At 73.9% G+C, this 11,885-nt stretch carries 12 protein-coding genes; 5 read left to right on the top strand and 7 right to left on the bottom strand.

Going from position 1 to position 11,885, the window contains the following annotated elements:
- Positions 1–4: 4 nt before the first annotated feature.
- The gene (locus OG556_RS02915) at positions 5–646 is read left to right on the top strand and encodes a class I SAM-dependent methyltransferase (protein WP_371515696.1); all 642 of its coding nucleotides are present in this window, start codon (positions 5–7) and stop codon (positions 644–646) included.
- 61 nt (positions 647–707) lie between these two features.
- On the opposite strand, the gene OG556_RS02910 is transcribed toward OG556_RS02915, so the two are convergent.
- The gene (locus OG556_RS02910) at positions 708–1,181 is read right to left on the bottom strand and encodes a MarR family winged helix-turn-helix transcriptional regulator (protein WP_371515695.1); all 474 of its coding nucleotides are present in this window, start codon (positions 1,179–1,181) and stop codon (positions 708–710) included.
- 57 nt (positions 1,182–1,238) lie between these two features.
- Between OG556_RS02910 and OG556_RS02905 the strand changes: the two genes are divergently transcribed.
- Positions 1,239–2,069 (top strand): alpha/beta fold hydrolase, encoded by an 831-nt coding sequence (locus OG556_RS02905; RefSeq protein WP_371515694.1) that lies wholly within the window; start codon positions 1,239–1,241, stop codon positions 2,067–2,069.
- Positions 2,070–2,151: 82 nt separating this feature from the next.
- Here the strand turns inward: OG556_RS02905 and OG556_RS02900 are convergent, their stop codons facing one another.
- From OG556_RS02900 to OG556_RS02885, 4 genes are all read right to left on the bottom strand, one after another.
- A complete protein-coding gene (locus OG556_RS02900) occupies positions 2,152–3,264 on the bottom strand; it encodes an SDR family oxidoreductase (RefSeq protein ID WP_371515693.1) in 1,113 nt (370 codons plus the stop codon).
- 164 nt (positions 3,265–3,428) lie between these two features.
- Entirely contained in the window at positions 3,429–4,022 is a 594-nt protein-coding gene (locus OG556_RS02895) for a TetR/AcrR family transcriptional regulator (protein WP_371515692.1), read from the bottom strand.
- Positions 4,023–4,104: 82 nt separating this feature from the next.
- Positions 4,105–4,743: a histidine phosphatase family protein gene (locus tag OG556_RS02890; protein ID WP_371515691.1), complete on the bottom strand. Its 639-nt coding sequence runs from the start codon at positions 4,741–4,743 to the stop codon at positions 4,105–4,107.
- 104 nt (positions 4,744–4,847) lie between these two features.
- Entirely contained in the window at positions 4,848–5,783 is a 936-nt protein-coding gene (locus tag OG556_RS02885; RefSeq protein WP_371515690.1) for an aldo/keto reductase, read from the bottom strand.
- Positions 5,784–6,017: 234 nt separating this feature from the next.
- On the opposite strand from OG556_RS02885, the gene OG556_RS02880 reads away from it, so the two are divergent.
- Complete coding sequence (locus OG556_RS02880; protein ID WP_371515689.1) at positions 6,018–6,740, top strand: rhomboid family intramembrane serine protease; 723 nt, start codon at positions 6,018–6,020, stop codon at positions 6,738–6,740.
- A gap of 82 nt (positions 6,741–6,822) precedes the next feature.
- Positions 6,823–7,791, top strand: coding sequence for a D-2-hydroxyacid dehydrogenase family protein (locus OG556_RS02875; protein ID WP_371515688.1), 969 nt, complete (start codon positions 6,823–6,825; stop codon positions 7,789–7,791).
- Between the two features lie 153 nt (positions 7,792–7,944).
- On the opposite strand, the gene OG556_RS02870 is transcribed toward OG556_RS02875, so the two are convergent.
- Both OG556_RS02870 and OG556_RS02865 read right to left on the bottom strand, forming a co-directional pair.
- Positions 7,945–9,540, bottom strand: a complete 1,596-nt coding sequence (locus tag OG556_RS02870) for an L-lactate permease (RefSeq protein WP_371515687.1) — start codon at positions 9,538–9,540, stop codon at positions 7,945–7,947.
- A 234-nt stretch (positions 9,541–9,774) separates the two neighbouring features.
- Positions 9,775–10,521 (bottom strand): IclR family transcriptional regulator, encoded by a 747-nt coding sequence (locus tag OG556_RS02865; RefSeq protein WP_371515686.1) that lies wholly within the window; start codon positions 10,519–10,521, stop codon positions 9,775–9,777.
- 98 nt (positions 10,522–10,619) lie between these two features.
- Between OG556_RS02865 and OG556_RS02860 the strand changes: the two genes are divergently transcribed.
- Positions 10,620–11,786, top strand: coding sequence for an alanine--glyoxylate aminotransferase family protein (locus OG556_RS02860; RefSeq protein WP_371515685.1), 1,167 nt, complete (start codon positions 10,620–10,622; stop codon positions 11,784–11,786).
- The last annotated feature ends 99 nt before the right edge of the window (positions 11,787–11,885 follow it).

The raw sequence follows: 11,885 nt of genomic DNA, 5'->3' as shown, positions 1-11,885 counted from the left end.
CGGGGTGGGCGAGTTGACCGGGGTGGACGGGGTGGAGGACGTGAAGGGGATGGACGGGCTTTCGAGCACCGCCGGTTACGCCGAGGCGGCCGAGGAACTCGCCGTCCAGTATGAGAGCGTGACCTTCGCCGAGGTCCACGCGGACCTGCTGCACAGCTACCCGCCCCCGCCCGCCGCCGTCCTCGACGTGGGCGCCGGCACCGGGCGGGACGCGGCCGCCCTCGCCGCCCTCGGACATCCGGTGGTGGCCGTCGAGCCGACCGCCGAACTCCGTTCCGTCGCCGAGCGGTTGCACGCGGGCTCCGGCGTGCGCTGGGTCGCCGACGAGCTGCCCGAGCTGCCGCAGCTGAGCGCCGGCGCCGAACGCTTCGACCTCGTCCTGCTGACCGCCGTCTGGATGCATCTCGCCCCCGCCGAGCGGCCGTTGGCGATGGCCGCCCTCGGCCGGCTGCTCGCCCCGGGCGGGCGCCTCGCCCTGACCCTGCGCCACGGCCCCGTCCCGCCGGGCCGCCGGATGTTCGACGTCCCGCCCGAGGAGACCGTCGCGCTCGCCGCCGCCCGGGGCCTGCGGCTGCTCCACCGCGCCGAACGCGGTGACCTGCACGGCCGGTCCGGCGTCCGCTGGACGAGCCTGGTCTTCGGGTAGGCCGCTCTCCTGGCGTCCGGGCCGCGCTCGCGCGGTGCGTGCGGAGGTCCGTTTGCGGGGGTCAGTTCACGTCGACGTTGTCGAAGAGTTCGAGCATCTGCGTGAGGACGTGCACGCAGGCGGTCAGGTCGGCGTCGGTCAGCTCGCCGCCGACCCGGCTGAGCAGGGCGTGCTCGCGGGCGCTCACCGCGGCGACGGCGGCCCTGCCGTGGTCGGTCAGCCGGATCAGCGAGGACCGCTGGTGGGCGGGGTTCGGGGTGATCTCGACCAGGTCCAGGGCCACCGCGTCGTTGACCATGCGTTGCACGAACTGCCTGCTCAGCGCCTGTGCGCGACCCATCTGAGGGACGGTCATGGGCCCCTGCTCCGCGAGCAAGAGCAGCACGGCGCGCACGCCGACGGACAGCCCCTCGACGGGAGCCGCGAGTTCCACCTTGCGGAGCACCCGCCGGTACAGCGGGCCGACCAGGTCGAACACGTCCATCAGCCGGTGGGCGAGGACGTCGGGCGGGAGCGGGGCATCGGCATCGGTCACCCCGCCATCATGACACCTGGGTTGCCAATCCCTGCAGGGGGTGGCAACTTGGTTGTCATGACTGACGCATCTGACGTGTTCTCATTCGACGACGGCCTCAGCCACCTCGCCTACCGTGACATCGGGTCGGGCCGACCGCTGGTGCTGCTGCACGGCGGACTGCTCGACCACCGCATGTGGAGCGACCAGATCGCCGCCTTCGCGGGCGACTACCGGGTGATCGCGCCGGACGCCCGCGGCCACGGCGAATCCTCCAACGCGACCGGCCCGTTCCGGCCCACCGACGACCTCGCGGCCCTGCTGCGCCACCTCGGCACCGGCCCCGCGATCCTCGTCGGGCTGTCGATGGGCGGCGCCATCGCCGTCGACACCGCACTCGAACACCCGGACGTGGTCGAGGCGTTGGTCGTCAGCGGCGTCGGCACCAGCGAGCCCGAGTTCAAGGACCCGTGGCTCGGCGAGATCGAGGCCGAGGAGGCCCGCGCCATGGCCGCGGGCGACCTCGAAGGCTGGATCACGGCGTTCACCCGGATCGCGGCCGGCCCGCACCGCACCCTCGACGACGTCGACCCGGACATCGTGCGCACGTTGAAGGACATGACCCGGCGAACCCTCGCCAAGCACACCCCCACCGAACCCGACCACCGGGTGCCCGTCACCGACACCTGGGCGCGGGCGGCGAAGATCGGCGTCCCGGTGCTGGCCATCAACGGCGGCATCGACTCCGACGACCACCTCGGCATGGCCGAGCGCCTCGTCCGCAGCGTCGCCGACGGCCGTACGACGACGGTCGACGGCACCGGCCACTACCCCAACATGGAACGCCCGGACGCCTTCAACGAGCTCCTCGGCGACTTCCTCCGGACCCTGCCCGCCCACGGGGGCTGACAGCGGCAGTCCGCCACCGGCCGACCAGCCGGCCGGCCGGGCCGTTTCGCGCTCGACGTAGACCTGCACGGCGCGCCGTGGTTCACCGGGGCGGGGCGCCGAAGTCCTCGGCGACCAGCCGGTCGGCCCAGTGCCGGAGGGCCGGGGCGAGGGGCGGGTGGACGAGGCCGGCGGCGGCGGCGAGGCGGTCGGCGGAGCTGGTGTCGTAGCGGTCCTCGGAGAGGAAGCCGAGGGTCTCCGGGTCGGCGCCGGTGAGAGCGCGGGGGAGGCGGCGGACCACGGCGACGGGGACCAGGCCGCGGGGCGGGCGGACGCCGAGGTGGGCGGCGATGAGCGCGATCAGGTCCGGGAGCACGGGGGTGGCGGGGTCGAGGACGGTGTGGGCCACCACGGCGGAGCCGTCGGGCGTGGGGGTGGCGGGGCCGTCGGGCGTGGGGGTGGTGGCGCTGTCGTGCGCGGGGACGGCGGCGAGGAAGCGGGCCAGGTGGTCGACGGTGACCACGGGCAGGAAGGTGTGGCGGGTGCCGGGCAGCAGCGGCAGGCGGCCGCGGTGCAACTGGCGGACGAGCTGGGCCGGGCCGAGGTACTGGCCGGCCTCGCCGGTCCGCGAGTGGCCGATGACGCTGCTGGGGTTGACGGTGGTGAGCGGGACGCCGAGTCGGGGCGCGGTGACCCGGACGGCGGCGTCGCCGAGCAGCTTGGAGGCCTCGTACGCGCCGAGGCGTGCGTAGGCGGCGGTGGTGGTGCGGGGGCTGGGCGGGTACTGCGGCTGAGGGTCGCGGCCGACGCGGTAGCCGGAGAGGTGGACCAGGCGGCGCAGCCGGGGCCGGGTGGCGGACCAGTGGAGGGCGTGCAGGGCGCCGTGGACGTTGGCGGGTTCGGCCTGGGCGCGGGTGAGGCCGAACTCGTAGCGGGCGGCGAGGTTGTGGACGTCGCGGACCTCGGCGAGCCGGGCGTCGTCCTCGGGGGAGAGGCCGAGGCCGGGGCGGGTGAGGTCGGCGGCGACCGTGATCAGCGCGGTGTCGTCGGCGCCGTGGGCGCGCAGCCAGCGGCGTAGTTCGGTGTCGCGGCCGACGCCGCGCACGGCGGCGGCCACGGGCTCGCCGCGGGTGAGGAGTTCGAGGACGAGCCAGCGGCCGAGGAAGCCGGTGGCGCCGAGGACGAGGGTGCGGGGCGGTGGCGGGAGGGGCGGCATGGGGCAACTCCTGGGGCTGGAATCTGTAGACCGGTCTGCATATTTTTCGGGCATGGGGAAGCCTCGGGCACGGGACATTCGGGCACAAGGAATCGGGAGGGCCGGAAGGGGTGGGAGGGGCGGAGCCGCGCACCGGCCGGCGGCGGCTCCGCTACCGCGAAGCCCTATGCGGTGCGGGCGGTCGGCTTGGCGCCGAGCAGGTGCCGGACGGCGTGCTGCGCGTGGTCCAGCGGCTCGCGGCTGCGCCGGACCGACGCGAGCAGGACCGCCCCCTCCAGCAGTGCCAGTGCCTGCCCGGCCGCCGTCGCGGCCTCGGCCGGCTGGAAGCCCTCGGCCTCCAGCCGGTCGGCCAGCACGCGCTGCCAGCTCTCGTACACCTCCGCGCAGACGGCGCGCAGCGGCTCGTTGGTGCCGGCGACCTCCAGGGCGACGGTCGCGATCGGGCAGCCCTTGGTGTAGTCGGAGCCCGCCAGTCGCTCGGCGAAGACCTCGGTGAGCCGCTCGGTGAGCGCTCCGCTGTCGCCGCCCTCGGCGGCCAGCGCGGCGAGCAGGTCCTCGACCTCCTGCCCGGCCTGGACGAGGGAGGCGGCGACCAGTTGGTCCTTGCCCTCGGGGAAGTGGAAGTAGAGCGAGCCGCGCGGTGCGCCCGTCGCGGCCACGATCTGGTTGAGGCCGGTCCCGAAGTAGCCCTGTGCCTCGATCAGCGTCCGGGTGCCGGCGATCAGCCGGGCCCGGGTTTCCTCACCCTTGACTCCCATGCGGAAAACAATAGACCGGTCTGCATATTCCTGTCGACGGGCCTCCGTGTCGGACATCAGCGCTGGTCGTCGACGCCGGGCCTCAGCCGCGGGCCTCGGGCGGGAAGCCCGTCCAGCACAGCTCGTCGGGCAGGTGGCGCATGTCGTTGTGGAGCAGCACGTAGGAGGGGCGGCCGGGCGTGTAGCGGATGACGGTCAGCGCCGCGTTGCAGGAGTTGAGGCCGAGCCAGCGCCAGGCAGGGGCGCTCAGGGCGTGCCGGACCAGCCAGCCGATCAGGAACGCGTGGGTGACGACCAGTTCGTGCCGGTCCTCGCCGCCCGCCACCGGACCGGTGAACCGCTGGACGGCCCGGCGCGCCAGCTCCGGGCCGCGGGCGCGCTCCTCCGCCGTGGACTGTGCGAGGAAGTCCAGCAGGTAGTCGGCGCTGTCGGCGGGCAGTTCGTGCCGCTCCGGGACGTACGGCACGTAGTCGCCGGCCTCCTCACAGACCGTCGGGACCGCGCCGGCCTGCCGCCCGCCGCCCAGCTGCTCGGCGATCAGCCGGGCGCTCTGCGCGGCCCGGGGAAGCGGCCCGTGGTGCACCGCGGCGATGGGGCGATCCGCCAGCCGCCGTCCGAGCAGGACGGCCTGTCGGCGTCCGTCGGCCGTCAGCCCGCTGCCGTCCGGCGCGGCCTCGCCGTGGCGGGTCAGGTAGAGGTAGCGAGTGGCGGACTCGGCCATGCTCCGGGACTCCTTCGTTCGTGTCGGCGTGCGTGCTCTCGTGCTCGCCGGTGATCCTGAGCTCGTCCCGGAGCGACGCCGTCGCGACCCTGCCCGGTTCCGGATCAGCCCGCGTGCGCCTCCTGGAGCAGCGCCAGCTCCTCCGGGGAGAGGCGCAGCGCCCCGGCCGCGATGTTGTCCTCCAGGTGTGCCAGGTCGCCGGTGCCGGGGATGGCCAGGACGTGCGGGCCCTGGTGGAGCGTCCAGGCGAGGCGGACCTGGGCCGGTCCGACCCCGTGCGCCTGCGCCACCGCCCGGACCTGGGCCGGTTCGGCGGTGCCCGTGCCGGACTCCCGCCCGCCTCCGGCGATCGCGTAGAACGGGACGAAGGCGATGCCCTGCTCGCCGCAGAGCCGCAGCACGGCGTCCTGTTCGGGCGAGGCGCCGATGCCGTACGGGTTCTGCACGCACACGACGGGAGCGACGGCCTGTGCCTCGGCGAGCTGGTGCGGGTGGATGTTGGAGAGGCCGAGGTGGCGGATCAGCCCGGCCTGCTGCAACTCGGCGAGGGCGCCGAAGCGTTCGGCGACCGAGTCGGTGCCGCTGATCCGAAGGTTCACCAGGTCGAGGTGGTCGCGGCCGAGTTGGCGCAGGTTCTCCTCGACCTGGCCGCGCAGCCGCTCCGGGGTGCGGGCGTGCTCCACCCACTCGCCGTCGAGCCCACGGCCCGGGCCGACCTTGGTGGCGATCACCAGGTCGTCGGCGTACGGCGCGAGCGCCCGGTTGATCAGCTCGTTGGCGGAGCGCAGCGGGGAGAAGTAGAAGGCGGCGGTGTCCAGGTGGTTGACGCCCAGTTCGACGGCGCGCCGCAGCACCCGGACGGCCTGCTCGCGGTCGCGCGGTACGGCGTCGGGGACGAGTGCCCGGCCGGTCTGCGGCAGCCGCATGGTGCCGAAGCCGATCCGGTGGACGGTGCGGTCGCCGAGCGTCCAACTGCCGGAGGCGGCAGCGGTGACGGGGGCGGTGACGGAGGCGGCGGCGGGGGTGGTATCAGAGGCCATGCCGTCATGATCGCCACTGCACCGCCCCGACCGCCAGCGATTTGGGAATGGACGGATCCTCGCAGGATCCGCAGCATCCGCAGGGGTGGAGGTGACGCCGGAGCAGTCCGGACTGTGACAACCGTCATGCCGTTTCCATGATCACCCGCCCTGGTCCGGGGCCCCGCCCGGCCGGAATGATGGGGCGCGTCGACGGGCGGGAGCGCCCGAGGTCGGGTGAACGGGGGGTCGGCGATGTCGCCGCACGAGATCGGGTTGTACGCGAGCGCGGCCGTGGTGGTCGGCGTGGGACTGCAAGCGCTGGTGCTGGCCGGCTCCGCCGCCGGTCGGGGAGCAGGAGCTCCGGCGGGCGCCGGGCCGGGCGAGGCGCTCGCCGTGGTCCGGGCCGCCCTGGCGCGGCGGCCCCGGGCCACCCTCGCACTGTTCGCGCTGATGGCGGTGATGGCCGTGCTCCAGTACGCCGTGCCCACCCTGGTCGACGATCTGATGCGGCAGCCGGGAGCGCTGTCCGACGGGCAGTGGTGGCGGGCCGGGACGGCTCTGCTGGTGCAGTCCTCCGGGATCGCGCAGATCGCGATGAACCTGCCGGCCCTGCTCGTGGTCGGCGCCGTCGCGGAGTCGGTCCTCGGATGGTGGCGGACCCTGGCCGTCTTCCTCGCCAGCGGCGTCCTCGCCCACGTGGTGAGCCTGGCCGGCTGGTCGCCGCGCGGCGGCGGCGACTCCGTGGCCGTCTGCGGCCTGCTCGGTGCCCTGGCCGTCACCTGCCTGCTGCGCGGGAGCGCCCGGGGCCTCACCTTCAAGGGCACCTGGTACCTGCTGCTCATCCCCGCGGCCGGTCTGTTCCTGTGTGCGCTGCGGAACAACCACGGCGCCGGCCTGGTGGCGGGCTGCCTGCTCGGTCTGGCGCTCGCCACCGGGACGGGGACCAGGCCGACCGGGCAGCCCGCCGTGGCGTGACCGGGGGCCGATCTCGCGGACCCGCGGCTCGGACCGGGGCCTGGCACGCCGGGCGCAGGTCGGCGTCTGGGAGAGTGCGGGCATGACACTTCGGACCCTTCGCTGCGCCGTCCTCGACGACTTCCAGGGCGTCGCCACCAGCATCGTCGACTGGTCCCCGGTCTCCGACCGGGTGGCGGTGACCGCCTTCTCCGAGCACTTCGGGTCGGAGGACGAACTCGCCGCCGCCCTGGCCGACTTCGACGTCGTCGTGACCCTGCGCGAGCGGGTGCCGTTCCCGGCCTCGCTGTTCGCCCGGCTGCCGAGGCTCAGGCTGCTGGTCGCCTCGGGCATGCGGAACTCGGTGATCGACTACGCGGCCGCCGAGGCGCACGGCGTGACGGTCTGCGGGACGGCCAGCTCCTCCACCCCGCCGGTCGAGCTGACCTGGGCGCTGCTGCTCGGCCTGGCCCGCGGCATCGTGCCGGAGAGCACGGCGCTGCGCGAGGGCGGTCCCTGGCAGAGCACCGTGGGCGCCGACCTGCACGGGCGGGTGCTCGGGCTGCTGGGCCTGGGGAAGATCGGCGGCCTGGTCGCCCGGGTCGGACTGGCCTTCGGCATGGACGTGCTGGCCTGGAGCCAGAACCTCACGGACGAGCGGGCCGCCGAGGTCGGCGTGCGCCGGGCCGCCGGCAAGGAGGAGCTGTTGAGCGGCGCCGACTTCGTCTCGATCCACCTCGCCCTGGGCGAGCGCACCCGGGGGCTGCTCGGCGAGGCCGAACTCGCGCTGATGAAGCCCGAGGCGTACCTGGTGAACACCTCCCGGGCGGCGATCGTCGACCAGGACGCGCTGCTGGCCGCGCTCACCGGGGGCCGGATCGCGGGCGCCGCCGTGGACGTCTTCGACGTCGAGCCGCTGCCCGCCGACCACCCGCTGCGCACCGCGCCCAGGCTGCTGGCCACCCCGCACCTGGGGTACGTGTCGCGCGACAACTACCGCCGCTACTACGGCGAGGCGGTCGAGGACATCGCGGCCTACCTGGCCGGCGAACCGATCCGCCGCCTGGGCTGACGCTGGTCTGCCGCCTGGGCTGACGCCGGTCCGTCGAACAAGGCCGCAGCACTGAACAGGCCGCCCCACCGAACAGGCCGCCGCGCCGAGCAGGGCGCCGCACCGAACAGGCCGCCGCGCCGAGCAGGGCCGACCGGCGCGGCGGCCACTCGCTCACGGCACCATCCAGCCGAGGACCGGGGTGGACTGGAGCCAGGCGAGGAGGCAGAGGACGGCCAGGACGGCCAGGCTCCAGCCGATGATCCTGCGCAGGACCTCGCCCTCCCGCCCGTACGTCCCGACCGCGCTGGCGGCGATGACCAGGTTCTGCATCGCGACGGCCTTGCCCTGGACGCCGCCGGTGCTGGTGGTCGCGGCGGCCAGGAGGGGCGAGAGCCCGATGCGCTGGGCGGCGGAGACCTGCATCGCGCCGAAGAGCGCGTTGGAGGAGGTGTCGGATCCGGTGAGGGCCACGCCGAACCAGCCGGTGAAGCCGGAGAACAGGGCGAAGGCGCCGCCGAGGCCCGCCAGCCAGGTGCCGATGGAGGCGGCCATCCCGGAGAGGTTCATCAGGTAGGAGAGGGCGAGGACGCAGGCGATGGTCAGGGCTGCCCAGCGGATCTGGTGCAGCGCGTCCAGGTAGCAGCGCAGTGCCCGCCGTACCGGCACCCGCAGGATGAGCGCCGTCAGGACGCCGGTGGCGAGGAGCAGGGTTCCGGCCGCGCCGAGCCAGCCGAAGTCGAAGGTGGTGACCGCCACGGGTCGGCCGCTCGGGCTGGTCACGTGGAGGCCGGGCCAGGGGAAGGAGATGTCCTGGTCCTTCACGAAGCGGGCGAGGGGCCCGCCGTAGGACACCAGGGTGAACAGCGCCGTGATGATCGCGTACGGGAGGAAGGCCAGCACGGTGTCCCGCCGGGGGAGGCGCGCCGCACGGGGTTCCGCTTCGGCGGCGCGGCCGTGCCGCCGCGCCCGGATCTTGAGCAGCACGATGACCGAGGTGAGTGAGGTGAGTGAGGCCACCAGGTCGGTGAGTTGGTAGGTGAGGTAGTTCGAGCAGAGGAACTGGCCGACGGCGAAGCCGGTTCCGGCGGCCAGGGCCACCGGCCACACCTCCCGGAGCCCTCGGCGTCCGTCGAGGAGGAGGAGCAGGACGAACGGCACCAGGGCCGCGATGACGGCGGACTGGCGGCCGACCATGGCGCCGAGGTCGGCGCCGGGGAGGGAGGTGACCTTGGCCAGGGTCTGGATCGGGTTGCCCACCGAGCCGAAGGCCGCCGGTGCCGTGTTGGCGAAGGCCGCGACGGCGGCGGCCTTCAGGGGGTCCAGCCCCAGGCCGAGCAGGATGAGCGAGGTGACCGCGATGGGGGTGCCGAATCCCGAGAGGGACTCGATCATCGCCCCGAAGCAGAAGGCGATCAGCACGGCCTGGATCCGGACGTCGCCGGAGAGGGACGAGAAGGTCCTTCCGATGACGTCGAAGTGTCCGGAGGCGCGTTGGAGGCGGTTGATCCACACTGCGCCGAGGATGATCCACACGATCGGGAACAGCCCGAAGGCGGCTCCCTCCAGTGCGCCGTCGGCGGCCTGGCCGAGCGGCATGCCGTAGCCGGCGGTGGCGATCAGGAAGGCGGTGGCGAGCCCGGCGAGGGCGGCCCAGTGCGACTTCAGGCGCACCAGGCCGAGCAGGGCCAGGAGGACGAGGAGGGGGGTCGCCGCGAGCAGGGCGGCGAGAGCGGGGTGTCCGAGCGGGTCCGGGACTTGGCGATACACGGGTGGGTCTCGCTTTCTCCAGTCGGCGATGACCGCGACGGCGAGAACGCTCGATCCATCCGGGTGCGGATGATCGGCGCACGCACGTTTTCGCATCATGGAACCCGAGTTCCATCAGGCGCCAAGCATGGGATGCGCCGATACCGCCGTCAAGGGGTCGGGGCGCGGGCTCCGGATCGGGAGCACGGGCCCTGACGCACCATCAGGGAGGCTTCGAGCAAGCTGAGTTCGCCGTCATCCGCGCGCTCCGAGCGCGACGCCGAGCCGCTTCGCCGCCGCGCTGACCAGGGCTCCGTGCTCCGTCCGCGACGCGTCGGTGGCCCGGCTGGCGGGGACGTTGACGCTGATGCTCGCGACCGGCAGCCCGAGGCCCCCGATGACCGCCGAGGCGACCGCCGAGACGTCGGAACGCCACTCGCCGCTGTTGGTCGCGTAGCCCCGGCGCCGGACCTCCGCCAACTCGTCCAGCAGCCGCCGCGGTTCGACGATCGTCGTGTCGGTGTACCGGGCCAGCCCCTCGGCGAGGTAGCTCTCCAGCGCCTCGGCGGGGCTCGCGGCGAGCACCGCCTTGCCGTTCGCGGAGGCGTGGGCGGGCAGGTCCTGCCCGAGCGGAAGGACGATCCGCACCGGCTGGCTGGTCTCCAGCCGCTCCACCAGGATCACCCGGCCGCCCTCGGGCACGGCCAGGTGCACCGTTTCGCCGGTCTGTCGGCGCAGTTCCTCCATCACCGGCACAGCGGCGTCGCGCAGGCCCAGTTCGCCGGTGGCCTGCCGGCCGACCTGGAGCGCCTTGGCGGTGACCAGCCACCGGGTGGGCGCCCCGGCGGCCTGGCGCAGCCACCCCGCCGTGTGCAGCGTGAGCAGCGCCCGCTGCACGGAGCTCTTCGGCAGGTCCATGGCCCGCGCCAGCTCCGCGACACCGATCGGCTGGCGCGCGGCGACCTCCTCCAGTACCCGCAGTGCGTTGAGCACGTTCTGCATCCTTGACCCCCTTCGAAGGTGGCGTCTACGCTCCACTGTGCCGCTTCACGATACGACGTGCCGTCACACGGCACAACCCTTAAGGGGGTTCGACGCGTATGTCCTTCCGTACCGGCCGCCACTTCCTCCAGATCCCGGGCCCCACCAACGTCCCCGACTCCGTGTTGCAGGCGATGGCGGCTCCCACGACCGACCACCGGGGGCCCGAGTTCGCGACACTGACGCTCCGTCTGCTCGCGGCGATCGGGCCGGTGTTCGGCACCTCGGGCCCGGTCGTGATCTACCCCGCCTCGGGGACCGGCGCCTGGGAGGCCGCGCTGGTCAACACCCTCAGCCCCGGCGACCGGGTGCTCTGCTTCGAGACCGGGCAGTTCGCCACGCTCTGGCAGGAGATGGCCCAGGCCCTCGGTCTGCGGGTGGACCTGGTCCCCGGCGACTGGCGCCACGGCGCCGATCCCGAGGTGCTCGCGCGGCGACTCGCCGAGGACACCGACCGGACGATCAAGGCGGTGTGCGTCGTCCACAACGAGACCTCCACCGGAGTGACCAGCCGGATCGCGGAACTGCGCCGGGCCCTGGACGAGGCGGGCCACCCGGCGCTGCTGCTGGTCGACGCGGTGTCCTCGCTCGGCTGCCTCGACTACCGCCACGACGAGTGGGGCGTGGACGTCACGGTGTCCGGCTCGCAGAAGGGCCTGATGCTGCCGCCCGGGCTGGGGTTCAACGCGGTCAGCCGCAAGGCGCTGGTCGCCTCGCGCACCGCCGGGCTGCCCAGGTCGTTCTGGAGCTGGGCGCCGGTCATCGAGGCGAACAGGAACGGCTCCTTCCCCTACACCCCCGCCATCAACCTGCTCTACGGCCTGGACGCGGCCCTGCGGATCCTCGACGCCGAGGGGCACGCCAACGTCCACGCCCGGCACGCCCGGCACGCCGCCGCCACCCGGGCCGCCGTCCACGGCTGGGGCCTGGAGGTCCTGTGCGCGGACGAACGCGAGTACTCCGGCTCGCTCACCGCCGTCCTGCTGCCCGAGGGCCACGACGCCGACCGGTTCCGCGAACTCGTCCTGGAGCGCTTCGACATGTCGCTCGGCGCCGGTCTGGGCAGGCTCGCCGGCCGGGTCTTCCGGATCGGCCACCTCGGCCACCTCAACGACCTGACCCTCATCGGCACCCTCGCCGGGGTGCAACTGGGCCTGGAGCTCGCCGGGGTGCCGATCGACCCGGCCGGCCTCGGCGCGGCGCTCGACGTGCTCCGCCGGCCGTGAACGCCTCGGCACTCCCAGGCACTCGGCACCCCCCAGGCACTCGGCACTCCCAGACACTCGGTACCCCCAGGCACTCGGCACCCGCGGACAGAGGAGCCA

The sequence above is a fragment of the Kitasatospora sp. NBC_01300 genome, from assembly GCF_041435235.1.
In the GTDB taxonomy this organism is placed as follows: Bacteria; Actinomycetota; Actinomycetes; order Streptomycetales; family Streptomycetaceae; genus Kitasatospora.
This window is presented reverse-complemented; position numbering and strand designations above follow the sequence as displayed.